We start from the raw sequence: 24,106 nt of genomic DNA on the forward strand, positions 1-24,106 counted from the left end.
CACAAACATAACACTTAAATTTAAGGAGATATGTCTTGAGAACAAACACCATCCTGAGCACCTTCTTTCTGGCGCTGACCGCCGCCGGTTGCGGCGGTGGCGCGTCCGATACCGCGGGCGCCGGCGACAAGCAAGCCGGCCTCATGCAACTAAGCGGCAGGCAAGCCGCCAGCTACCCCAGCTACAACACCAGCCCGCAACCTCCCGACCTGAGCGGCATGTCCAGCGACGCGGTCACGCTAGCCACCCGCATCAAGGCCGGCTACAACATCGGAAACACGCTCGAAGCGATCGGCGGCGAGACCAACTGGGGCAACCCGGCGATCTCGCTGCAGCAGATCCAGCTGATCAAGCAAAGCGGCTTCACCGCCGTGCGCCTGCCCACTTCCTGGGACCAGTACGCCAACCAGACGACGGCCAAGATCAGCGACGCCTGGCTGGCCCGCGTCAAGCAGGTGGTGCAGTATTGCGTCGACAACGGCCTGTACGTCATCGTCAACATCCACTGGGACGGCGGCTGGCTCGACAACAACATCAACGCCTCCGCGCAAGCCTCGGTGAACGCCAAGCAGAAGGCGTATTGGGAACAGATCGCCACCGCGCTGCGCGGTTTCGACGAACACCTGATCTTCGCCAGCGCCAATGAACCGCCGGCCGGCGACGCCACGCAAATGGCCATCCTGCTGTCCTACCACCAGACCTTCATCAACGCGGTGCGCTCGACCGGCGGCAGGAACGCCTACCGGACGCTGGTGGTGCAAGGTCCGAAGACGGACATCGACACCACCTACAACCTGATGAACACCATGCCCAGCGACAGTGTGCAGCGCCGCATGATGGCCGAGGTCCATTACTACACGCCGTATCAGTTCACGCTGATGGATGCCGACCAGAGCTGGGGCAACCAGTTCTTCTACTGGGGCGGCGCCTATCACTCGACCACCGACACGGCCCACAACGCCACCTGGGGCGAGGAAGCCGACCTGAACGCCTACTACGGCAAGATGAAGACCAAGTTCGTCAACCAGGGCATACCGGTGGTGATCGGGGAATTCGGGGCGATGCGGCGCAGCGGCCTGACCGGCAGCAACCTGCAGCTGCACCTGAACTCGCGCGCCTACTTCCTCAACTACGCCAGCCGGCAGGCGGTGGCCAACGGCATGATGCCGTTCTATTGGGACAATGGGGCGACGGGCAACAACGGCTGGGCGATCTTCAACCGCTGGAACAACACCGTGGTTGACCAGCAATCGCTCAGCGCATTGATCCGCGGCGGAAACGGCCTGGGTCTCTGACCCCGCCGCTAGCGGATCTCGATCTGGTAGCGGAAGCCGCTGGCCGGACCGCGCGAGCGGCGCCATTCCAGCGGCTGACGGTCGTAGCCGAAAGCCAGCCGGTCGATCACCACCACCGGCTGGCCAGCCTTGACCGGCAGCGCCGCGGCATCGCGGGCGCTGGCCGCGTCAACGGTCAGCGTCTCCTGCGCCGAGGCGATCACGATGCCGCAGCGCTCTTCATACAAGGGATACAGCAAGTCGCCAAACTGCTCCAGCTCGAGCTTGAGCAAGGCGGCGAACGGCGCGCGCGGCAGCCAGATCTCCTCGGTCAGCACGGCCTTGCCGTCGAGCAGACGCAGACGGTCGAGGCGGATCGCCTGCGCCGATTTCGCCAGCCCCAGCGCGGCGGCCACGGCGGGCGGCGGCACCGCCAGCGCGCGCGCCAGGATACGCCCCTGCGGCACCTGCCCCGGCGCGCCGTCGATCTGGTGGCGGAAGAAGCGGAACAGCGAGGCGTCGAACTTCGGCCGCCGCACGAAAGTCCCCCGCCCCTGCGCGCGTTCCAGCAGGCCATCGGCCACCAGCGTCTCGACCGCCTTGCGCACCGTTCCGATCGCCACACCATACAGCTTGGTCAGCTCGGTCTCGGTCGGGATCGGCACCCCGACCTGCCATTCGCGGCGCGTGATCCGCTCCACCATGTCGTCGCGCAGGCGCTGGTAGAGGGGCAGGCGGTCATCGATGTGCGGCTTGATGGTATTCATGGGGTGCTATATATGACTGGAGATAATGACAACCATACTTTAGCCTGATATCGAACGGACGTCCACGCCGATTCCGGTTGACATCCGGCCCAGCCAGCCCTAAGATTCATCCAAACATATAGATGTTTAAATGAATATAACCAAGGAGACAATCATGTTTAGCTGGTATCGCCAGGTGTCCGGGCTGGAGCGCAAGACGTTCTGGGCCTGTTTTAGCGGCTGGGGGCTGGACGCCCTGGACGTGCAGATGTTCACGCTCGCCATCCCCGCGCTGATCGCCGCGTTCGGCCTGGACAAGACCGAAGCCGGCCTGATCAGCGGCGTCACGCTGGTCTCGTCGGCGCTGGGCGGCTGGCTGTGCGGCGCGGTGTCCGACCGCCTGGGCCGGGTGCGCACGCTGCAACTGACGATCCTGTGGTTCTCGCTGTTCACCTTCCTGTGCTCGTTCGCCCAGACCTTTCCGCAGCTGCTGGTGCTCAAGGCGCTGCAAGGCTTCGGCTTCGGCGGCGAGTGGGCGGCCGGCGCGGTGCTGATGGCGGAAACCGTGCGCGACGAGCATCGCGGCAAGGCCATGGGCACGGTGCAGAGCGCGTGGGCGGTCGGCTGGGGCGCGGCGGTGATCGTCTACACCGCCCTGTTCTCTTGGCTGACGCCGGACATGGCTTGGCGCGTGATGTTTGGCGTCGGCCTGCTGCCGGCCCTGCTGGTGGTCTATGTGCGGCGCTCCATCCCCGAACCGGCGCGCCGCGCGCCCGCGCCTGCCGCCGCCGGCGTGCCGCTGGCCGGCATCTTCGCGCCGGGGCTGCTCAAGACCACCCTGCTGGGCAGCCTGCTGGGCATGGGCGCGCACGGCGGCTATTATGCGCTGATGACCTGGCTGCCCACCTACCTCAAGACCGAACGCCAGCTCTCCGTGCTCAGCACGGGCGGCTACCTGGCGGTGATCATCGTCGCCTTCTGGTTCGGCTGCATCGCCAGCGCGCAACTGCTGGACCGCATCGGCCGCCGCCGCAACGTCGCCCTGTTCGCCGTCTGTTCGACCGTCACGGTGCTGGTCTACCTGATGATCCCGCTGACCAACACCGAGATGCTGGTGCTGGGCTTCCCGCTGGGCTTTTTCGCCGCCGGCATACCGGCCAGCCTGGGCGCGCTGTTCAACGAGCTGTTCCCGGCCCACATTCGCGGCGCCGGCGTCGGCTTCTGCTACAACTTTGGCCGCATCGCCTCGGCCGGCTTTCCGGTGCTGGTCGGCTACATGAGCAAGTCGATGCCGCTCGGCCAGGCGATCGGCATCGACGCCGCCATCGCCTACGGCCTGGTGGTAGCGACGGTGCTACTGCTGCCCGAGACACGCGGCCGCCGGCTCGACGGCGTGCCGGCATGAGGGGCGGATGATGAACCGCCGCCAGTTTCAGTGCGCCCTGGCCGGGCTTGCCGGCCTCGGCCCCCTCGCCGCCTGCTCCACCATCAAACCTTCGACCGCCATGAACGCCATCGACAGCCACACCCACGTCTTCCTGCGCACGCTGCCCATGCCGGACCGGCGGCGCGCGCCCTCCGGCTACGACGCCACGCCGGAGCAGCTGCTCGCGCTGTTCGACGCCAGCGCCGTCACCCACGGCGTCATCGTGCAGCCGAGCTTTCTCGGCACCGACAACAGCTACCTGCTGGATGTGTTGGGCCGCCATCCGCAGCGCCTGCGCGGCATCGCCGTCGTCCAGCCCGGCATCGCCGACGAGCAGCTCGACGCGCTGCAGCAGGCCGGCGTGGCCGGTATCCGGCTCAACCAGGTGGGCCTGGCCGCGCCCGACTTCAGCGACCCGGCCTGGCGCCGGCTGCTGCCGCGGCTGCAACAGCGCGGCATGCAGGTCGAGGTGCACCAGCTGGCGCGCGAACTGCCGCCGCTGCTGGCGCCGCTGCTGGATGCCGGCGTCAACGTGGTGGTGGACCATTTCGGCCGTCCCGATCCGGCGCTCGGCGTCGACGATCCCGGCTACCGCTACCTGCTGGCGCAGGGCGCGTCGCGGCGCCTGTGGGTCAAGCTGTCGGGTGCGTACCGCAACGGCGCCGGCGGACGCGGCGAGGCCGTCGCGAGGCAAGCGTTGCCGCTGCTGCGCGCACACCTGGGCACGGACCGCCTGATGTGGGGCAGCGACTGGCCGCACACCTTGTTCGAGACCGCCACCAGCCACGCCCGGCAACGGGCGCTGCTGAACGAGTGGCTGCCCGACGACGGCGAGCGCCAGCGCGCGCTGTGGGATACACCGGCGGCCCTGTTCGGCTTCACGCCGCGCCGGGCCTGAAGCCGGACGGGTCCGCTAGCCGTTGGCGGACAACAGCTCCGGCACCTCGAAGTCGCGGTCGCGGTAGGCGCGCGGCGTGCAGCCCAGCTCCCGTTTGAACACCAGGTGCATGTACTGGGTCGAGCCGAAACCGCAGCCCAGCGCCACCTCGGCGATGCTGCGCTCGCCGCTGTCCAGGCCGGCCTTGGCCGCCTCCAGCTTGTAGCGCAGCACCACGTCGTGCACGCTGCACCCCAGCTCCTGCCGGAAATACGCCTCCAGCGAGGAACGCGACACGCCCAGGTACATCGCCACCTGGTGGCTCTTGAGGCTTTCGCAGGCATGCTGGCGGATGTAGTAGCAGGCCCGCATCACCAGCGGATGCCCGGCCGGCTGGTGCAGGCTGGATGCCAGCACCTTGATGCCGGCCGGCGGCACCAGCACCGGCGCGTTGGCCACCCGCACCCGGTGCAGCTTCTGGCTCAGCAGATGCGCGGCCGTGCGCCCCATCTCGCGCGCGCCGTGCATGACCGAGGTCAGCGGGATGGGCGTGAGCAGGCGCACCAGCGGGTCGTTGTCGATGCCGACCAGCGCCACCTCCCCTGGCACGGCGATGCCGGCCATGCTGCAGGCCTGCAGCAGCTGGCGGGCGCGGGCGTCGGTCACGGCGATGATGCCGATCGGCTTGGGCAGGCTGCGCAGCCATTCGACCTGGCCTTGCAGCGCCTCGTCCCAGGAACACGGGGCGGTCGCGCAGCCGCGGAAGACCTCGGCTTCGCTGCGGTCGTTCCACATCAGCCGGCGGAACGCGTGTTCGCGCTCCTGGGCCCAGCGGTTCTCGGGCGCCTCGGGCAGGCTGAACATGGCGAAGCGCTGCAGGCCGACGTCGATCAGGTGCTCGCGGGCCTGCTTGACCAGTTGGAAATTGTCGGTGGCCACATAGGGCACATTGGGCGGATATTGGTCCTCGGCGGCGTAGGAGCCGCCCACCGCCACCACCGGAAGTTGACAATCGGCTAACGCCGCCGCCACGTCCGGGTCGTCGAAGTCGGCAATGATGCCGTCCCCCTGCCAGTTGCCGATGCCGGCCAGCCGCAGGCAAAAGTCTTCCTCCAGAAAAACTTCCCAGGCTACCCGCGTGCTGCCCAGATAGTCGGCGATGCCTCCCAATACCTCCCTGTCAAATGTTTTGTTGGCGTTGAACAGCAGTGCGATCCGGTATGCTTTCGTCGCGCCCATATCACGCCGGCGCCTTCATTGGTGTCCAGGTCATAGTCTCCTCCTTCGTTATTTTTCTGTGCAACGTACCCTCTCGGCTTTGCCGGAGCGTTGCGTAGAGAATAGAAATTTCCCCACTGCGGCAGGTAGAGCTCAGTGGGAAATTCCTAGCAAAACGAAGGAAGTTGAAGAATTAATGACGATATTGTTAGGCTTCGGCGACCGGGCAGGCGCTGCGGAAGGCCTTGGGCGTGCAGCCGTATTCCTCCTTGAACAGCTTGTTGAAATAGGAAACGTTGGCGTAGCCGACCAGATAGGCGATTTCCGCCACCGTTGCGGTGTCTTTCTCGGCCAGCAGCCGCGCCGCCTCGGTCAGCCGCAGCTTATTTAAATAGCCACTGAAGGTGTAGCCGAACTCGGTCTTGAGGATCTCGTACACCTTGTTCCGGTTGACGCCGGTTTCCTCGACCACCCGGTCCAGGTCCAGCTCCGCCTCGGCGTAGTGGCTGGCGATGAATTGCAGGATGGACGTCTTTTCCTTGTCGCGGTGCGGCTCCAGCGAGAGTTGCTGATATGCAACGAATGGCATATCCTTTTGCAGCTTGACTTTGACATCGCCGATCACCGCCTGCGCGTGTTGCCTGAAGAACCACACGCCGAAGCCGCTCCAGACCACGATCAGCAACACCCCGAACAGCACCAGGTAGCTGCGGTCGCGGCCTTTCAGGTTCAGCTCGCGGATCTGCACCTCCAGGTTGACCTCGCGCGGACTCTGCGGCGTGCTCCCGATGACGATCTTGGGCACCTTGTCGAGTTTATAAGCATGCTTCGACAAGGCTTGTTGCGCCAGCAAAAACCACCATTGCGGCGTTTCCAGGCGCGTCAGGTCCAGCTCGATACGTGATTCGTTCTCGTCGCAGGAAAAATAGGACAAGGGGGTGCGGTAGCTCAGGAAGTCCTGCTGGTCGGGGCGCTTGCCGACAAAGGTCGGCATACCAAGCACCAGCGTATTGGCCGGCGAGCATTTCACCAGCAGCGAAATCGACGAATAACGCGACAGGTCGAGGTGGACCGGCTGTCCCTTGCTGTCCATGAAATTGAGCTCGGCGCCGGCGAAGCCCTCGTCCGTTTTGGCGAGGCGGAAGTCGAACCGCAGCCGCTGCGCGGCCTCGTACAGGTGCATGGTGGCCTTGCCGCCGGGGCGGGTGTCCCAGCTCTGCTCGCCTTTCCATGCCAGCGGGCTGTCGGCCGCGGGCAGCAGGGGCACCTGCAAATAACTCTGTTTAACGCAAATGTAGCCGAGAAGGACGCACGCCGCGATAAGGCCAAAGCACCCGACTAGTGCCCTTTTATAAAATTCATGCATTGAAAGCCTGGATCAGAGAAGATGACTGTCGCGCACGAAACGCTGGCTGCCGGTACGCGATGTTACCCGGCCACTGATCATCTGGCAATGCGAGCACGGCTGGATGGCAACACTCCCAAAAAAAAACGGGCGGCCTGAGCCGCCCGAAAATACTACCGGAGAGGTAGTTGGAGAGCACTAAACGGGGACTGCCCGGCGCGCCCGGCATCGCGGCGCCTCCTCGCAGTCCTTGAGATACATTGTGGGAGTTGCGTCCGCCCGCCGCAATTGTTAAAACCACCAACACGAGAGTGAAATTGCGCAGCGGCCGACAGGTAACAATAAATCATTGAGTCCATTGGCAATTTTCGTAATTGCGCGGCCGTGCCGCGAGTCTCCACAATGGCTTGCTAACTATCATGGAGACTTAGTATGCTAAAACGAACCCTGCTCTCGCTGGCGCTGTCGTACGCGACCGCCGCCGCCTGCGCGCCGGCCACCGCGCCGCCGCCCTTCCCCACCGTCCTGTACGGCGCCGCCTACTACCACGAGTACATGCCCTATGAGCGGCTCGACAAGGACGTGCAGATGATGAAGGAGGCCGGCTTCAACGTGGTGCGCCTGGGCGAATCGACCTGGAGCCTGTGGGAGCCGGAGGACGGCCGCTTCGAATACGCGTGGATGGACCGCGTGATCGACGCCATGGGCAAGGCCGGCATCAAGGTCATCATGGGCACGCCGACCTACTCGATCCCGGCCTGGATGGCGCGCCAGAATCCCGAAATCCTGGCCCGCAAGTTCAACGGCGCGCAGAACACCTACGGCATGCGCCAGAACATGAACACCGACTCGGCCGCCTACCGCTTCTACGCCGAACGCCTGATCCGCAAGATCGCCGCGCGCTACAAGGACAATCCCAACGTCATCGGCTGGCAGGTCGACAACGAGACCGGCAGCTACGGCGCCGCCAACGACGACGTCTTCATCCGCTTCCAGCACTATCTGGAAAAGAAATTCGGCACGCCGGAAAACCTCAGCAAGGCCTGGTTCCTGAACTACTGGGGCCAGGACCTGCACAGCTGGACCGACCTGCCGCGCCCGGACGGCGCGCAGAGCACCGGCTACAAACTGGAATGGACGCGCTGGAGCCAGATGCGCGTCACCGACTTCCTCACCTGGCAGGCCGCGCTGATCCGCGAATGCGCGTCGCCGCGCCAGTTCGTCACGCACGACTTCGCCGGCGCCATGCACGCCGACGTCAACGAGCAGGAGGTGGCGCGCGCGCTCGACACGCCGGCCGTCAACATCTACCACTGGGGCTCGAGCGAGTGGTACAACGGTGCCGACCAGACGCTGCAGGCGGACTTCATCCGCTCGCTCAAGCGCAACAACTTCCTGGTCACCGAGACCAACGCCCAGAGCACCGACTGGTCCTCGTCGTTCCAGTATCCGCCGTACGACGGCCAGTTCCGCGAGGACGTCTACACCCACCTGTCCAACGGCGCCAACATGGTCGAGTACTGGCACTGGGCCTCGATCCACGCCAACCAGGAGACCTACTGGAAAGGCGTGCTGTCGCACGACCTTGAACCGAACCGCGCCTACGCCGAGATGAGCCGCACCGGCCGCGAGCTGCGGAAGATCGGCCCGCGCCTGGTCAACCTGAAGCTGCACAACGACGTGGCCATTTTGTGGAGCCGCGATTCGCTCAACGCCCTCAACGACATGCCCTTCGCCAAGGACAGCCAGTGGGGCGGCGGCGGCACCAAGGCCGACTACGGCGGGCTGGTGCGCCAGATGCACCGCGCGCTGTACGACCTGAACGTCGGCACCGACTTCGTGTTCGCGGACACGCAGGACTTCTCGGGCTACAAGCTGCTGATCGTGCCGTCGCTGTACGTGGCGGACGAGGCCCTGCTCAAGCGCATCTCCGAGTATGTGCGCAAGGGCGGCCGCGTGGTGATGACCTTCAAGAGCGGCTTCGCCAACGAGAACGCCGCCGTGCGCTGGACCATGGCGCCCGGCCCGCTGCGCGAGGCGCTCGGCTTCCACTACCAGGAATTCTCCAACCTGGCGCAGCCGCTGGCCCTGAAGGGCGATCCCTTCCAGACCGGCGCCGACAACCAGGTGCGGCATTGGGCCGAGTTCCTGCAGCTGGACACGGCCAAGGCGCTGGCGTGGTACGACCATCCGTTCTTCGGCCGCTGGCCCGCCATCACGGCCAACCAGTACGGTTCCGGCAAGGTGGTCTACGAGGGCACCTATCTGTCGGATAAATTGCAGAAGGCGGTGCTGCTGTCGTCGCTGCAGGAGCTGGGAATGGTGACGCCGGAGCGGCAGTTGCCGGACCATGTGCATGAGCGCTCGGGCGTCAACGGCTTCGGCCGCGCGGTGCGCTACTACTTCAACTATTCCGGCACGGCGGTCAATTTCAATTACCGTCACCAGGCCGGCGTCGACCTGCTGAGTGCGCGCCACGTGAAGCCGGACGAGGCGATGACGCTGGGTCCGTGGGAACTGGCCATCGTCGAGGAAGACGGCCAGGCCGCCCGTTCCGATACCGCGAAATAAACGCGGCCGCCCCGCGCCGGCATTGCACCGGCGCGGGGCTATTCATCAAGCCTTTTTACGGCGGCGCAGGAAGGCCAGCAGGCCCAGGCCCGCGCCCAGCATCGCATACGTGTCCGGTTCCGGCACGGCGCTGACATTGATGTTGTCGAGCTGGTTGTAGGCGCCCGAGCTCAGGCGCAATTCGCTGATCCCGTTCTGCGCCATGTTCCAGCTGCCCTCCCCTTGCAGCATGCCGATCTGCTTGCCGTCGGCCGACAAGGTGCTGGCGTCAAGGTTGTAGTCGAAGCCGGCCAGGCTGAATTTGCCGCCGCCCTTGCGGGTCAGGGTCACGTAGGTGTCCGTCCCGTTCTCGATGCCGTCGTGCCAGTTGTAGGTCTGCGGCTCGAAGGTGCCGTCGCCGATGTGCGCCATGCCGGACGCGGCGTTCGGCGCGACCAAGGTCAGCAGGAAGCCGGCCTCCTCGTAGACCAGGTTGTTGCCGCTGTAGCTCATGTTGGCCGGCAGCTCGCCGGTGTTCCCGTACATGACCAGCTCGGCGATACCGTCAAAGGTCAGCACGGCCGCGCCCGCGCTGCCGGCCAGCGTGCTCAGGCCCGCGCCCAGGACCAGGGCGCCAACCAGCTTGTTCAATTTCATGCGATTCATTGTTTTCTCCAATTATGCATTGCCGGGCCCGGCGCTTGCGGAAGCGCCGGGCCCCAAGGGTTTAGTAGCTGAACAGCACACCACGGCCGCTGCCGCTGATGTACAGGCGTCCCGGCACGTTCTGGTCGGCCGCCAGGGTGCTGATGCCGCCGTACTGGTGCTTGTCGTCGTTGAAGCGGGTCCAGGTGACGCCAGCGTCATCCGAGCGGTACACGCCCCACACGCTGTTGATCACGCCAACCACGTAGACCGAGGCCGAGTACTTGGCGCCGGCCGGCGCCTTGCCCAGCGCGATGGAGGTGGCGCCGTACACGTCAGGCTGGTACGGGGACTGTCCCCAGATCGGCGCGGCCGCGCTCAGCTTGGTCCAGGTCGCGCCCGCATCGAGCGAGTGCAGGATGCTCTTGCCGTCCGTGACCCAGACGTCGCCTTCCACGTTCGGATTGACCGCGATCGAGGTCGCGCCGAAATCGGCCGTCCACGAATTGGCCGCGAACGTGCTGCTCTCGGTGAAGGTATGGCCGCCGTCGGTCGAGGTGTAGAAGTGCGGCGTTTCCGACCATTGCGTCCACCACGCGCCGCCCGAGTTGTAGGCATAGACCTTGTTCGGGTTCTTGCGGTCGGCCGCCAGGCGGTAGGCGCGATCGATGCCCATCGGCGCCAGGGCCGGCAGGTTGGTATAGGTCCAGGTGGCCCCGCTGTCGGTCGTGTAGGCCGGCGTCGACAGGGACGGCGCCCAGACGATGTTGTCCGGCTTGGTGACGATCAGATTGCTCGCACCGCCGTTGTTCGCCAGCGCGTCCGGATGGTTGGTCGCGAACGCTTTCCAGGTCACGCCGGAATCGGCGGAATAGGCGCCGACCACGGTGCTGCCCCAACCGTGGGAACCGGTGGTGGCCATATAGGCCGGAGCGGACCACGCCAGGTCCGCGCTGTAGGTGGTGCCGAACAAGCTGTTCGACGTGCGCACCGGCGCCTTGAGCAGTTCGGTCTGGACCCAGGTGCTGATGTCGCCCGCGCTGCGCAGCAGCGTGTAGTTGGCGCCCGGCGGCGGCGCCGTCAGCGAGCTGGTGGCGGTTTCCTCGATGCCGACCGCCGCATCGGTCCAGGTCGGCTTGGCCGCCGACGCGTTGTGGGTTTCCCACACGCCGCCGCCGTGCACATGCAGGATGTGCTCGGGATTGTTCGGGTCGATCTCGACGTCGTCGGTCCAGCCCGAGAAGCCATCGCTGGCGGGCAGGTGCGGCGCCGTCGAGGCGATCTCGCGCCAGGTCGCGCCGGCGTCGTCCGACAGCTGTATCACAGGCTGTCCTTCCCAGTTGCCCCAGGAGTTGGTCACGCCCAGCGCGATGCGGGTGCTGGCGCCGCTGCCGGACACCGACAAGCCGCCCATGCCGAAGTTGACCCACTGTTGCGCGTCATACTTCTTCAGCAGGGTCCAGTTGGTGCCGTCGAACTTGTACAGGCGCGACGGGCCGCTGGCGCCGGGGCCGTTGCTCTGGGTGAAGGCCACGTACATCATGCCGTCCTTGGCGCGCACCATGTGCGGCACGATGAAGCCGGCCACGTCGGCCGGCGTGGCGATGCCGGTCCAGGTCGCGCCGCCGTCGGTGGTCTTGTACATGGCGTAGCTCAGCCCCGCCGTGTCGGCGTAGTCCTTGGCGACGGCCGTGTAGATGGTCTGGGTGGCGCTGCCGGTGCCCTTGGTGTTGGTGTCGAAGATCACCTGCTCGAAGCCGGTCACGCCGTTCGACTGGATGGCGTTGATCTCGCTCTTGGTCATCACGTGCGTGGACAGCGACGTGACCTGGCTCCAGGTCTGGCCGTAGTCGCTGCTCTTCCACATGCCGCTGGCGCGGGTGGCGTAGAACAGGATGGATGGCTTGTTCGGGTCGACCATCAGGCGCTCGCCGATGGCGCGGCCCGGGCTGTTGCTGCCCGCCGAGAACGGCAGCTTGACGTATTGCCAGGTGTCGCCGCGGTTGGTGGAGATGTACAGTCGCGCGTCGGCGTTTTCCGACAGGTACATGCCGGTGCCCATGTAGACGCGCTGGTCGTCGTTGGGGTCGAGCGCCATGGTTTCGCTGCCGTGGTGGTAGCCGTCGATGGCGCCGAAGCCGTCGGTGATCGGCAGCCAGGCCTTGGTGGCCGCGTCCCAGCGGTAGGCGCCGCCCATGTCGGTGCGGGCGTACAGCACGTCGGGGCTGGTCGGATGATAAATCAGGCCGGGCACGTAGCCGCCGCCGCCGAACTTCACGGCGCCCCAACGGGTCGCCGTCTTGGCGACGCCGCTGGTGGTGAGGCTGGCCAGCGTCTGCCCCGCCTTGGTGCTGCCGCTGTCGGTGCCGCTGCCGCCGCAGGCCGCCAGCAAGGCCGCCAGCAGGCCGGTGACGGCCGCGATGTGTCTCTTCTTCATATTTTTATACTCCAGGATAGTGATGTAACGACGAACAAAGGTCGCGCCACGTCTGGCGCGGTACCGGTACTAATTTGAATTGGCCAGCGGTCCGGGTGCGGGCGGCTAGCTCACCAGTTGCCGCACATAGTGCGTATGGTCCGGCATGGCGTTGACGGTCTGCGCGATGACCTGGCGCAGCTGGTAGTAATGCGCGTGCAATTTGCGCAGGTCCATGAGATGGATGAGCGGATCGTCCGCCTTGGGCGCGACGCCGAGCCCGGCCAGGATGGAGATATACGACGAGGCCGAGAATCCTTCCTTGTCGTAGACCACCACGCGCCCGGTTTCGCGGAACAGCTCGATCTGGTGCCTGAGCGTGTCCGGGATCGCCATGTTGGCGCAGTAGCGCCAGAACTCGGAATCGGTACGGTTGGTCAGCTTGTAGTGCAGGACGATGAAGTCGCGCACGTTCTCATAGCCGCGGGCGACCCGGCGGTTGAACTCGTCGGCCAGCTCGGGCCGGAAGTCGCGGTCGGGGAAGCATTCCAGCAACCAGCCGACCGCGTTTTCGATCATGTTGATGCTGGTCGATTCCAGCGGTTCCAGGAAGCCGCCCGACAGGCCGATGGCGACGCAGTTCCTGATCCAGGTCTTGCGGCGGCGGCCGGTGGTGAAGCGCAGCTGGCGCGGATCGTCCAGCGCGCGGCCGTCCAGGCCGTCGAGCAGCACGCGCGCGGCTTCGGCGTCGGTGGTGAAGCCGTCGCAGTAGACGTGGCCGTTGCCGGTGCGGTGCTGCAGCGGGATGCGCCAGGTCCAGCCGGCGCTCCTGGCGGTCGACACGGTGTACGGGGTGTAGCGCTCGACGCTGGCGCACGGCACGGCCTGCGCGCTGTTACAGGGCAGCATGGCGCTCCAGTCGTCATAGCCGGCCTGGTAGACGCCCTCGATCAGCAGGCCGCGGAAGCCCGAGCAATCGACGAACAGGTCGCCCTCGATGCGGCGGCCGTCGCGCAGCTTGACGGCGGCGATGTTGCCGGTTTGCGGATGCTGCTCGACCTCGTTGATGTAGCCCTCGATCCGCGCCACGCCGCGCGCCATGGCGTAGTCGCGCAGGTAGGCCGCGTACAGGCCGGCGTCGAAATGGTAGGCGTAGGAATAGGCGTTGCTGGCGGACGGCTGGTCGCCGGTGGGCGGCGTGAAGCGGTGGTTGCGCGCCATGACCGCCGCCACCGACCAGTCCTCGTACGGCGGCATGTCGTGGATCTCGCGCGCCAGCCGCTGCCAGTACTGGTAGGAGCTGCGGTATTCGATGTCCGGGCCGAAATCGCCGAAGCCGTGGAAGAAGCGGTTGCCGAGGTGGCCCCAGTCCTTGAATTCGATGCCCAGCTTGAAGGTGGCCTGGGTCTTGGCCACGAAATCGGACGGGCTCAGGCCCAGCGCCTGGTTGTAGTAGCGGATGGTCGGCAGCGTCGCCTCCCCCACGCCGACGGTGCCGATTTCCGGCGACTCCACCAGCACGATCTCGCAGGCCCTGCCCAGCTTGAGCGCCAGCGGCGCGGCGGTCATCCAGCCCGCGGTGCCGCCGCCGACGATGACGATTTTTCGAATAGCCTTGTCAGCCATTTCGTCCCCTTATAGTTATGATAATTCCGGACGTCTGTGGTCCATGCCAACATCTTATGCATAAAAGCGCGCCGCACAAATTATGAAAACCGCCAACGGCGGACATCATTTATCGCAACCGGCGGTCCGGAAACTCAGGCTTGAAGGGAAGGAAACGAGGACAAGGGGACGCGGCCGGACCGGCGGCCGTGCGGCCGCCGTCCGCCGTGGAGGGACTAGAAGCGGGTGAAGCGCTGCTCGCTCGGTGCGCCATTCGTCTTGGCCGCCCCCTTGGCGAGCAGCCTGCGCACTTCGGGCTTGGCGACGGCCTCCCAGGCCGGCGGCGCCGGCGCGAACACCGGTGCGCCCGCCCGTTTCGTCGTCGCCAGCTTGAAGAACGACATGGTCTGCGTCAGCTGCTCGGCCTGGCTGCTCATCTCCTCGGCAGTGGCGGCCAGCTCCTCCGAACTCGAGGCGTTCTGCTGCGTGGACTGGCTCAACTGCCCGACCGCCGAATTGATCTGGTCCACGCCGGTGGCCTGCTCCTCCGAGGCCGCCGTGATTTCCTGCACCAGGTCCGAGGTCCGCTTGATGTTCGGCACCATCTCGTCGAGCAGCAGGCCGGCCTTCTCCGCCAGCTTCACGCTGTTGATCGCCACCTCGCCGATCTCCTGCGCCGCCACCTGGCTGCGCTCGGCCAGCTTGCGCACCTCGGCCGCCACCACCGCGAAGCCCTTGCCGTGCTCGCCGGCGCGCGCCGCTTCGATCGCCGCGTTCAGGGCCAGCAGGTTGGTCTGGTAGGCGATGTCGTCGATGATGCTGATCTTCTTGGCGATCTGGTTCATCGCCGACACGGTCTCCTTGACCGCCATGCCGCCCTGCGCCGCCTCCACCGCGGCCTTGGTGGCGATGCCGTCGGTGACCTTGGCGTTGTCGGTGTTTTGCGAGATCGAGGCGGTGATCTGCTCGATCGACGCGCTGGTCTGCTCGACGCCGGCGGCTTGCTCGCTGGCCGCCTGCGCCAGCATCTGCGCGGTGGAGCTGACCTCCTCCGACGCATTGGCCAGCGCGGCGGCGCCGCTGGACACCTCGTGCACCACCTCGGCCAGCTTGGCGGCCATGCTGTTGACGGCGCCCTTGAGCTCGGCGAACGCGCCCTGGTATTCGCCACGGATGGTCTTGGACAGGTCGCCCGTCTCCATGCCCGCCAGCACCTGCTGGACCTCGCGCAGCGGGGTGACGATGGCGTCGAGCGCGCCGTTCACGCCCTGCACGATGCGCCGGAAGTCGCCGGCATGCCGGGTGGCGTCGGCGCGCGTGTCGAGCTCGCCGGCCTGTGCCGCCCGGGCCAGCGTGCCGGTGTCCTCGATCAGGGCCAGCAGGTTGGCGCGCACCTGCTCGATGGTCTGGTTGATGAACGCCTTCTTGCCAGGGAAAGTCTCCAGCGGCGCGCTGAAGTCGCCCTCGCCAAAGGCCTTCACGCAGGCCATGGCTTTCTTCTTGACCGCGATGTGTCCCGCCACCATGGTGTTGATGCCCTGCGCCATGTGGCGGAAATCGCCCTCGAATTTCTGGGTGTCGATCATCACGTCGATGTCGCCCTTGTCGTGCTCGGACGACATCCGGTTCATCTCGGCGATCAGGCCCTTGAGGTTGCCGCGCACCTGCTCGATGGTGTCGTTGATGAAGACCTTCTTGCCGGGCAGCTTGGCCATCGTGGCGTCGAAATTGCCGCGCCCGAACTCCCTGAACACGTCCATGGCGGTCTTTTTGGTGGCGATGTGCGACTCGACCATCGCGTTGATGCCTTGCGCCATGGTGCGGAATTCGCCCTCGAAGCGGTGCGCGTCGATCGCCACATCGATGTCGCCCCGCTCGTGCTCGGCGCTCATCCGGGCCATCTCGGCGCGCACCGCCTGCAGGTTGTCCAGCAGGCGATTGACGGCGACGCCCGCCTTGGCCAGGCCGGGCGGCAAGGCGTCGCTGTCCACCCGCTGGGAGAAGTCGCCGCCCGCCGCCGCGACCAGCACGCGGGTGAGGTTTTTATCGGTGGCGGCCTCGAACACGTCCCGCTCAAGCTGCAATTGCCGTGATGTCTTTACCTGAATCATAAGCACTCCTTGATCAGTATGAACGACGGCGTCTCCACGCCGGGGGAAGGCGATTTTTGTTCAAATAGTACTTGATTGTATGAGCCAAATTGATTTGGCGCAGGGAATTTCGTTAGCCTGTTGTAAATCGATACTTAATGATTTTCAAGCTAAATTTCCAAGGATCAATAGCTCCCCATCCGGACCTTCAGCGTCACCGGCTGGCCGGTGAAGTTGAGGCCGTGGTCGGTCTGGTCGCCGTTCCAGTTGCGCTCCATGACCCACTGGCCCTGGGCGTCGAAATGCCCCTCCTCGACGCGGGCGTACATGTAGGGCTTGCCGGCGTTGGCGCCGGTGCCTTCAAGATGGATGCGGACATGCTGGCCAAACAGGATGAACTCGTTGTCGCCGATCTGCGCCACCGCCACGCCACCCGACGGCGACTCCGTGCCCGGCGGCGCGTCCGTGATGTGCGCCGGATCGGGCTGGCCGCCCAGTTGCCACTCGCGGAACGAGGCCTTGATGTTCCAGCCCTTGAACTTCAGGCTCTGCGGCGTGCGCGCCTCGGTCTCGGCCAGGCCGTCGGTGCGCCCTTCCAGCGCCCAGCGCGCCCACTGCCGCGCCATCGGGCGGAAGGCTTCGTAGATCCTGCCGAACGGTTCGGCCATGGTCTTGTCCTTCAGCTTGGAGCCCAGCGGATAGTTGCTGTAGTCCGCATAGTCGACGCCAAACGGCGACACGCCGATCGCGCCGCGTCCCAGGATCTGGTAGACGTAGCGCGCATAGTGCTGCGCGTTGCCCATCTCCGGCACGAACAGCGCGTTGTCGCGGCGCTTGAACTGCTCCAGGGTGGCCGCCACCTTGTTCGACTCGGGCAGGTAGATGTCCGGCGCCACCACGTCGATATGCGGCGCGGCGGCCTTGTAGATGTCGATCACGTCATAGCCCGGGCCGCCGCTGGCGAAGTTGCCCTTCCACGGCGCCATCGGCTCGACCGGGTCGCGCAGCGCGTTGTTGACGTACATTGGCAAGTCGTACACCGCGCGCCCCGCCTTGGCCACCTGCTCGATATGGCTGGCGATCGCATAGGCGTGGAAATACTCGTCGGCATACGGGCCGTACACCTCGGACCAGCTGCCGCTGGCCGCGCCGGGCACAGGCGGCTTCTTGCGCGCCAACACCGCCGCCGGCACCGGCTGGCGGAACGCGGCCTCGGCCTGCGGGCTGAAGTCGCGCACGGTGCCGTAGGTGCCGGCCTCGTTTTCAACCTGCACCATGATCACGGTACGCTCGGCCGCGTCGATCTGCTTCAGGTGGCCCATCAGCGCGGCGAAGGCCTTGCTGTCGGCCTTGACCGTCTGCGCGCCCAGCGGCGACAGGCAGTAGCTGTTCTTGCCGTCCTTGTCTATCATGCGCGGGAAGCGCTGGTTGTCGAACTTGACCCACTCGGGCGTGTAGGCCGGCCCGGTGTTCTTCCAGGTGCCGAACCACAGCAGCACCAGCCGCACCTGGTTCTGGCGCGCCTCGGCCACCAGCGTGTCGACGTAGCTGAAGTCGAACTTGCCCTCGACCGGCTCGATCTGCTCCCACGCCACCGGGATTTCCAGCGTGTTGGCGTGCGCGTCCTTGACGGCCGCCCAGACCTTGCCCAGCGCCGCCGGATAATTGCTGGAGTTGTGCGCCTGCACGCCCAGCATGATGAAGGGCTGGCCGTCGACGATGAGCGCATGGCGGCCATCCTTTTGCACCAGGCGTGGCAGCTCGCCGGCTTGCGCACAGGCGAAGGACACGGCAAGCGCGCACAGGGCGAGTAGTGGTTTCGTCATCATTTGCTTGCCTTTACAATAGCTGCGATCACATCGGGGTCCAGCTGGGCGCCGGTCTTGCGGTCGATCAGGCCGCCGGTGTCCCAGTAGACCGGCACCAGCCCGTGGCGGAAGGCCGACTGCGTGATGTACTGGTCCCAGGCCTTGCGGTACACGTCCATGCCGGGATACGCGGCCTTCATGCCGGCGCCGTACTCGCCCAGCAACACCGGCACGCCCTTGTCGCCGAACGCGGTCTTCATCTTCTGGAACTCGGCGTCCACCCATGGCTCATTGGCCCAGGCCTCGACGGCGGCGGGATCGGTCGCCTGCGCGCCCCACTGCCAGATCTTGCTCTTGTCGTCGAGCGTGAAATGGAAGGGGTCGTAGTAGTGCACTTCCATGAACAGGCGGTTGGCGACGGTATCCTTGGGCATGGTGTTGGTGGCGGCCGTGCTGTCGATGTTGGTGAAGTAGCCCTGCACCACCAGGTGCCGCAGCGCGTTGTTGCCGCCGGTGGCGCGCACCGCGTTCACGAAGGTCTGGTTGAAGCTGTTCTGCACGGCCGCGTATTCGGCGGTCGGCGCACCGTAGGTGTTGTCCTGGCCGACCTCGTTGGTGCCGGCGAACAGCAGGGTGTCGTCGTCGTTCTTGAAATTGTTGGCGATCTGCGTCCAGAAGCGCGTCAGCTTGTCGTTGATCGCGGCCTGCCGGTCGTAGGTGGTGTGATTCATCCAGCCGCCGTCCCAGTGGATGTTGATGACCGTGTACAGGCCGGCGCTGTGCGCGTAGTCCACCACTTGGCGGATATGGGCCAGCCACGCCGCGCTGATGTTGTTGTCGGCGTCGGCGTACTGGGTCCACGATATCGGCAGGCGCACGGTGTTGAAGCCGGCCGCCTTGTAGGCGTTCATCAGCGCCTGCGTCGGCACCGGATTGCCCCACGCGGTTTCATTGGGCAGCGCCTCGAGCGTGTTGCCCAGGTTGATGCCGGGTGACATCAGCTTCGCCAGTTCCGTGCTGGTCAGGGCGCGCATGCCGTTCGCGGCCGGCGCCGGAGCGGGCGCCACGATCACCGTTGGCGCGGCGGCCGGGTCCGACGTGGCGGCGCCGCCGCTGCACGCGGTCACGCCGGCGGCCAACAGCAGCGAAGTGGCCATCGCGATCGCGCAGGAATATTGTTTCATCGAATTGCATCTCCATCGTTTCAGTGATCGCATTCTGCAAGCGCCGCCTTGATGCGGCAATTACAAAAAGGATCAAAGCCGGGACTGAAATTGGACAAAACTTACCTGCGCAAGACTCACGGGCTCACGCCTCCCGCCGCGGCGGCGGGCCGCTGCCAGCGAACGGCAATCCGCGCCTGGTCGCGCACCACCAGCAGCTCTGTTTCGCCACCTGCGCCAAGCAGCGCTTGCAATGAAGCGAACTCCAGCGCCGGGGTGACCTCGCCCTGCCCGCCGTGCCGGACGCCGATGATGACGTCGCGCGGACGCAGGCCGGCCACTTCGCCACGGCTGCCCGCTTGCACCGCCAGCACCCACAGGCCGCTGGCCGAGCCCAGCCCGGCGGCCGACTGTTCGCCCAGCGTCTCGACCGGCTTGAGCAGCAAGCCTTCCAGCGTCTGCGCGCCCTGCCGCGGCGCGGCCGCCGTTGCCGTGGCGTTCGGCGAAGGAAAGGCCGGTGTGGCGGCCAGCGCCCTCAGCCGCGCGGGACGCACGCCGAAATCGTCCATCGGAAAATTGACGAAGCCGATACGCGCCGCCAGCGCGGCGTTGGTGACGGTGTAGTCGCCCACGGCCGGCGCGGCGAAGCGCGGATCGCCGGCCACCGAGCCGGCGTCGGTGCCGCGCGCCTGCGCCTCGGCCAGGCCGCCGGTGTTGGCGAACAGGTTGCGGTCGACGCCGCGGCCCCAGTGCGCTATCCCGATCGGCTGGTACGGCGCCATGACAACGTTGGACTCGAACACGTCGCCGCTGCCGGCGAACCACACGTGCGGGTGGAAGGTGCCGTTGACCATGATGTTGTTGCGCACGACGCGGGCGAAGCCCTCGCGCAGCTTGAGGCCGCCCGCCAGCAGCAGGTTCTGCTCGATCACGTAGTTGGAGGAGCCGTCGTCGAGGTCGACATCCCAGCCGTGGTCGCAGCGGAAGCGGTTGCGGCGCATGATGATGGGCTCGACCGCGTCCAGCAGCGGCAGGCGCGGATCGGACGCCACGCGGCGGTCCATCTCCTTGCGGTCCGGGTCCCAGTAGCGGTCGCGGCCCCAGCTGTTGAAGGCGCCGTGGTCGCCCGATTCGCGCACCGTGTCGAACACGTCGTTGTTGCTGAGGACGTGGCCGCCCCAGTTGCCGTCGCCGATGTTGATGCCGGCGCGCGGCACGTGGTAGATGGAATTGTGGTCCACCGTGATGCGCGCCGCCATGGCGATCTGCACGCCGGCGGCCTGGCGGTCGATCTGGCCGATGTCGTGGATCAGGTTGTCCACGGCGGCCGAGTCGCGCGGGTAGGCGTCCGAGCGCGGGCCGGGCGCCGGGTCCAGCGCGGCCTGGTCGAGGTGCTGGTGGTATTCGTACAGCGGCGAGCGCACCGCCTCCGGACGCCCGACAAAGGCCAGCGCCGTGCCGCCGATCGCGTGGATGTGGTTGCCGCTCAGGCGCACCTGCCGCGCGCGCCCGCTGACGACGATGGCGTGGCCGCCCAGCGCGGTGAAGTCGCCATCCTCGACGCGCACGTCGCTGGCGTTCTCGATGGTCACCGCGCCCACGCGGTAGAAACTCCAGTCCGAGCGCAGCAGCGGTTCCACCGCTTTCAGGAAGGTCGGTTCGGTGTCCTGGAAGCCCAGGTTGCGGATGCGTACGTGGTCCACCTGCGCGTGGCGGCCTTCAATGCGGATCAACGCTTCGTGCGCGCCGGCGCGGAAGCCCAGCGCCGGCGGGCGTTCACCGTCGAGCGGCTTGAAGTACAGCCAGCCTTCGCGGCGATCGTCGTACCATTCGCCCGGCGCGTCCAGCTCCTCGAACACGTTCTCGACGTAGCGGTCGCGCTCGCTCGGCGGCATGATGCGGTTGTTGCCGACCTGGGCGCCGTAGGCCAGGCTGCCGTCGGCGTTCTTGCCCAGTATCGGCACCTGCAGGCCGCCCCAGCTGTTGCCATGCAGCGCGTGCAGCACCGCGCCGGCGGGATCGTGCCAGCGTGCCACGCGTTCGGCGCTGGTGGCGTCGGCCGCGCCGCCGAAGCCAGCCTGCGTGGGATCGGCGTTCGGATAGCGGGCCCGCACCAGCGCTTGCTTGCCCAGCCACAGGCGCTGGAACGCCGGGCCGGCATAGCGGGCGCGCCAGATGCCGTCGCGCCAGGGTTCCCAGCGCAGCGCCGGCAGATGGGTCGCGCCGCTCAGCACCACCTGCGCGTGCGGCGCGGCGGAGAGCTCGAACGGCGCGCCGGCGCTGCCGGACAGGCGTTCGTCGATCAGCAGCGGCGCGGCCAGCTCGTAGGTGCCGGCCGCCAGTTCGATGTGGCGGATGCGTCGGTCGCCGCGCGCGCGCTGCAGCGCCGCCTCCAGCGACTTGCCGTCGCGGACGGTGATGGTGGCGCGCGCAGGCGCCCCGGCGTAAGCGGCGGCCGGTCCGAGCGCCAGCGCCAACAGCAAAGCCTCCGCCTTCACGGCGCGTCCGCAGCGGCCGGGATCACCGACAATTCCGCCGCGTTGGTCGCGCCGCCCCGCCACACCTCGTCCAGCGCGGTGAAGCGGAAGTAGCGCGCGCTGACCGGCGCGAAGCGCGCCTGCTGGCTGTCCGGGTTGTTGCGGATGTTGGCGAAGGCGCCGCGCTCGATGGCGGCGGTCCAATGCACGCCATCCTCGCTGGTGTCGAAGCGGTAGTTCTCGACGGTGCCGCCGAGCTGCCCGTCCTGGCGCGGCAGGTAGACCAGGCCGGCGATACGGTGCGACTGGCCCATGTCGACCGTGATCGTATGCGGCAGCTTCGCGTCGGCGCCCCAGCGGGTGTCCCAGTACGTGGCCGGATCGCCGTCGATGGCGTACGTGGCCGGGTGGCCGGCGTCCTCGTTGTCGACCGCCACCACCTTCCAGCCGCGCGGCGACAGGCCGATGAAGTCGCGCCGCCCGACCACGCCCAGGCGGCCATCCGGCAGCAGCCGCGCGGCCCGCACCGCGCCGCTGGCCGCCAGCGCCAACGGCGCGCTGTACACCGGCGAGCCGGCCACCGGGGCCGAGCCGTCGGTGGTGTAGACGATGGTGCCGCCGCCCGGATGGCTGATGGCCACCTTGCCGTCGGCGTCGCGGTCGGCGATGACCGGCGGCAGCAGCTCGGTCGATTGCAGGTACAAGCCCACCTCCGCCAAGGTCGGCGCCAGCCGCGCGCCGGTGATCCGCACCCGCACGCGGTCGGTGGTCACGGGCGATGTCAGCCGCACCAGCCGGCGGTGGCCGACCGTGGTCTGCTCGTCCGACGCGATGGCCTGGGCCGCGATCCAGGCCGCGCCATCCCAGGTTTCGATGGCGAACGACTCGATGCGCTGGCCGCGCTGGTCCACCGCCTCCTGCAGCGACACCACGTCAAAGCGCGCCGGCTTGCGCAGCGCCAGCGTCAGCGTGCCGCCGGTGCGGCCGGGGGCGGCCTCCCACCAGGTGTCGAGCTTGCCGTCCAGCGCGGCGCCGGCCGCGTGGCGCGACGCGGCGTGGTCGGCCGAGGCCGCAGCGCCGGCCGCCAGGTTGGTGGCGAAGGTGGCGCGCACGATCTCGCCCACCTGGCCCAGCGCGGCGACCTGGTCGTCCGGCAGCAGGCCGCGCCGGTCGGGCGACAGGTTCAGGATCAGGTTGCCGTTGCGGCCGATCGACGAGTAAAAGATGTCCACCAGCTGCGTGACCGGACGCGGACGCTTGTCGCGGGCCCAGAACCACTGGCCGTTGGCCAGCATGGTGACGTTGGTCTCGGCCGGATACCACCACAGGTGCGAACCCGGCTTGAGCTGGGCTCGCCCGCCGAGGTCGCCGCCCTGCATGTCGGGCCAGCGGAATTGCGCGGGCGCGGTGGGCAGCGGAATCACGCTCCATTCGGTGGTGCGGCCATAGCCGCTCTCGGTGCCGACCCAGCGCACGTCCGGGCCCTTGCCCATGATGACGGCCTGCGGCTGCAGCTTGCGGATCAGGTCATACCACGCCTCGTAGTCGTAGGTCTCCGCCACGCTGGGGTCGGGGTTGGCGCCGTCGAACCACACCTCGTGCACCGGGCCGTATTGGGTCAGCAGCTCGTACAGCTGGTTGAGGAAGTAGCGGTTGTAGTCGTTGACCCGGTAGCGGTAGGACTGGAAGCCCGGCGTGGGCGCGCGGCCCCTGGACGGATCGCTCTGGAAGCTGGCCGGGTCGGTGGGGATGGCCGACATCACGGCCAGGCTGCCGTTGCCGTAGTAGCCGGCCGGGTTGGACGGGTTGGTCTTGAGCTGGTACAGGTCGGCCGGCGACAGGTAGATGCCCAGCTTGACGTCGGCCGCGCGGGCGGCGTCGGCCACCTCGCGCACCAGGTCGCCCTTGCCGCCGCGCCACGGGCTGGCGGCCGACGAGTGCGCGGTGTAGCGGCTGGGCCACATGGCAAAGCCATCGTGGTGCTTGGCCACCAGCACGATCATCTTGCCGTCGAACTGCTTGACCGCGCCCAGCCACTGGCGCGCGTCCAGCGCGCTGGGGTTGAACAGCGACGGCGTCTCGTGGCCGCTACCCCACTCCACTTCGTTGAAGGTGTTGACGCCGAAGTGCAGGAAGAAGGTGCGCTCCATCCGCATCCAGGCGCTCTGGTTGGCGCGCGGCAGCACCTTGGCCGCCTTCTCGGCGATCACGGCGGCGCTGTCGCCGGCGGCGATCACGTGCTCCGTCGCGTAGGGAACCGGTTCGGCCGCGAACGCCGCCAGGCAGACGGACGCGAGCGCGCCCAGGCACAGGTGCTGGAAATATCGCATGAGTATGAAGTCCTCTTTTTGATGTTGGCGGCGATGCTAGCACCGACCGCGCACCCGCGGCACCGTGGCCGAGGCGGCTGTGCAATATTATTCGGCCACTTGGTGATTTGCTTAATATCCAGCCACGCCGGGGCCG

General features: G+C 66.9%; 15 protein-coding genes. 4 read left to right on the forward strand and 11 right to left on the reverse strand.

The genetic code is table 11. The features are described from left to right. Positions 1-35: 35 nt before the first annotated feature. Positions 36-1,295 (forward strand): glycoside hydrolase family 5 protein, encoded by a 1,260-nt coding sequence (locus tag ACUJB0_RS03525; RefSeq protein ID WP_444844017.1) that lies wholly within the window; start codon positions 36-38, stop codon positions 1,293-1,295. Between the two features lie 8 nt (positions 1,296-1,303). Here ACUJB0_RS03525 and ACUJB0_RS03530 read toward each other — a convergent pair whose 3' ends face one another. Continuing rightward, positions 1,304-2,041: a GntR family transcriptional regulator gene (locus tag ACUJB0_RS03530; RefSeq protein WP_444844018.1), complete on the reverse strand. Its 738-nt coding sequence runs from the start codon at positions 2,039-2,041 to the stop codon at positions 1,304-1,306. Positions 2,042-2,195: 154 nt separating this feature from the next. Between ACUJB0_RS03530 and ACUJB0_RS03535 the strand changes: the two genes are divergently transcribed. Next, positions 2,196-3,425 (forward strand): MFS transporter, encoded by a 1,230-nt coding sequence (locus ACUJB0_RS03535; protein ID WP_444844019.1) that lies wholly within the window; start codon positions 2,196-2,198, stop codon positions 3,423-3,425. 7 nt (positions 3,426-3,432) lie between these two features. Next, positions 3,433-4,344: an amidohydrolase family protein gene (locus ACUJB0_RS03540; RefSeq protein ID WP_444844020.1), complete on the forward strand. Its 912-nt coding sequence runs from the start codon at positions 3,433-3,435 to the stop codon at positions 4,342-4,344. 15 nt (positions 4,345-4,359) lie between these two features. Here ACUJB0_RS03540 and ACUJB0_RS03545 read toward each other — a convergent pair whose 3' ends face one another. Continuing rightward, entirely contained in the window at positions 4,360-5,562 is a 1,203-nt protein-coding gene (locus ACUJB0_RS03545) for a XylR family transcriptional regulator (protein ID WP_444844021.1), read from the reverse strand. A gap of 187 nt (positions 5,563-5,749) precedes the next feature. Next, positions 5,750-6,808 carry a helix-turn-helix domain-containing protein gene (locus tag ACUJB0_RS03550; RefSeq protein ID WP_444844022.1) on the reverse strand — a complete coding sequence of 353 codons (1,059 nt, stop codon included), beginning with the start codon at positions 6,806-6,808 and terminating at the stop codon, positions 5,750-5,752. 510 nt (positions 6,809-7,318) lie between these two features. Here ACUJB0_RS03550 and ACUJB0_RS03555 point away from each other — a divergent pair. Continuing rightward, entirely contained in the window at positions 7,319-9,457 is a 2,139-nt protein-coding gene (locus ACUJB0_RS03555; protein ID WP_444844023.1) for a beta-galactosidase, read from the forward strand. A gap of 45 nt (positions 9,458-9,502) precedes the next feature. Here the strand turns inward: ACUJB0_RS03555 and ACUJB0_RS03560 are convergent, their stop codons facing one another. The 8 genes from ACUJB0_RS03560 to ACUJB0_RS03595 all read right to left on the reverse strand — a co-directional run bounded on the left by ACUJB0_RS03560 (position 9,503) and on the right by ACUJB0_RS03595 (position 23,970). Beyond that, complete coding sequence (locus ACUJB0_RS03560; protein WP_444844024.1) at positions 9,503-10,102, reverse strand: PEP-CTERM sorting domain-containing protein; 600 nt, start codon at positions 10,100-10,102, stop codon at positions 9,503-9,505. Between the two features lie 61 nt (positions 10,103-10,163). Continuing rightward, positions 10,164-12,518, reverse strand: coding sequence for a dockerin (locus ACUJB0_RS03565; RefSeq protein WP_444844025.1), 2,355 nt, complete (start codon positions 12,516-12,518; stop codon positions 10,164-10,166). Positions 12,519-12,623: 105 nt separating this feature from the next. Continuing rightward, positions 12,624-14,123 (reverse strand): tryptophan halogenase family protein, encoded by a 1,500-nt coding sequence (locus tag ACUJB0_RS03570; protein ID WP_444844026.1) that lies wholly within the window; start codon positions 14,121-14,123, stop codon positions 12,624-12,626. Between the two features lie 215 nt (positions 14,124-14,338). Next, positions 14,339-16,213, reverse strand: coding sequence for a methyl-accepting chemotaxis protein (locus ACUJB0_RS03575; RefSeq protein ID WP_444844027.1), 1,875 nt, complete (start codon positions 16,211-16,213; stop codon positions 14,339-14,341). Positions 16,214-16,377: 164 nt separating this feature from the next. Continuing rightward, positions 16,378-18,021, reverse strand: a complete 1,644-nt coding sequence (locus ACUJB0_RS03580; protein ID WP_444844028.1) for a GH35 family beta-galactosidase — start codon at positions 18,019-18,021, stop codon at positions 16,378-16,380. Further along, positions 18,018-19,184, reverse strand: a complete 1,167-nt coding sequence (locus ACUJB0_RS03585) for a glycoside hydrolase family 5 protein (RefSeq protein ID WP_444844029.1) — start codon at positions 19,182-19,184, stop codon at positions 18,018-18,020. Before ACUJB0_RS03585 ends, ACUJB0_RS03580 begins: the two co-directional genes overlap by 4 nt. A 116-nt stretch (positions 19,185-19,300) precedes the next feature. Continuing rightward, positions 19,301-21,661 (reverse strand): serine protease family protein, encoded by a 2,361-nt coding sequence (locus ACUJB0_RS03590; protein ID WP_444844030.1) that lies wholly within the window; start codon positions 21,659-21,661, stop codon positions 19,301-19,303. Then, positions 21,658-23,970, reverse strand: coding sequence for a discoidin domain-containing protein (locus ACUJB0_RS03595; protein WP_444844031.1), 2,313 nt, complete (start codon positions 23,968-23,970; stop codon positions 21,658-21,660). The genes ACUJB0_RS03590 and ACUJB0_RS03595 overlap by 4 nt, the downstream gene beginning before the upstream one ends. Positions 23,971-24,106: the final 136 nt, after the last annotated feature.

This window comes from Duganella caerulea (genome assembly GCF_040362985.1).
Classification (GTDB): Bacteria; Pseudomonadota; Gammaproteobacteria; order Burkholderiales; family Burkholderiaceae_D; genus Rugamonas; species Rugamonas vulcania.

What these genes read in the sequence shown, in the direction of transcription:
- ACUJB0_RS03530 (WP_444844018.1), bottom strand. Translation starts at nt 2,041, where the DNA reads ATGAATACCATCAAGCCGCACATCGATGACCGCCTGCCCCTCTACCAG.
- ACUJB0_RS03535 (WP_444844019.1), top strand. Translation starts at nt 2,196, where the DNA reads ATGTTTAGCTGGTATCGCCAGGTGTCCGGGCTGGAGCGCAAGACGTTC.
- ACUJB0_RS03540 (WP_444844020.1), top strand. Translation starts at nt 3,433, where the DNA reads ATGATGAACCGCCGCCAGTTTCAGTGCGCCCTGGCCGGGCTTGCCGGC.
- ACUJB0_RS03545 (WP_444844021.1), bottom strand. Translation starts at nt 5,562, where the DNA reads ATGGGCGCGACGAAAGCATACCGGATCGCACTGCTGTTCAACGCCAAC.
- ACUJB0_RS03555 (WP_444844023.1), top strand. Translation starts at nt 7,319, where the DNA reads ATGCTAAAACGAACCCTGCTCTCGCTGGCGCTGTCGTACGCGACCGCC.
- ACUJB0_RS03560 (WP_444844024.1), bottom strand. Translation starts at nt 10,102, where the DNA reads ATGAATCGCATGAAATTGAACAAGCTGGTTGGCGCCCTGGTCCTGGGC.
- ACUJB0_RS03565 (WP_444844025.1), bottom strand. Translation starts at nt 12,518, where the DNA reads ATGAAGAAGAGACACATCGCGGCCGTCACCGGCCTGCTGGCGGCCTTG.
- ACUJB0_RS03570 (WP_444844026.1), bottom strand. Translation starts at nt 14,123, where the DNA reads ATGGCTGACAAGGCTATTCGAAAAATCGTCATCGTCGGCGGCGGCACC.
- ACUJB0_RS03575 (WP_444844027.1), bottom strand. Translation starts at nt 16,213, where the DNA reads ATGATTCAGGTAAAGACATCACGGCAATTGCAGCTTGAGCGGGACGTG.
- ACUJB0_RS03580 (WP_444844028.1), bottom strand. Translation starts at nt 18,021, where the DNA reads ATGATGACGAAACCACTACTCGCCCTGTGCGCGCTTGCCGTGTCCTTC.
- ACUJB0_RS03585 (WP_444844029.1), bottom strand. Translation starts at nt 19,184, where the DNA reads ATGAAACAATATTCCTGCGCGATCGCGATGGCCACTTCGCTGCTGTTG.
- ACUJB0_RS03595 (WP_444844031.1), bottom strand. Translation starts at nt 23,970, where the DNA reads ATGCGATATTTCCAGCACCTGTGCCTGGGCGCGCTCGCGTCCGTCTGC.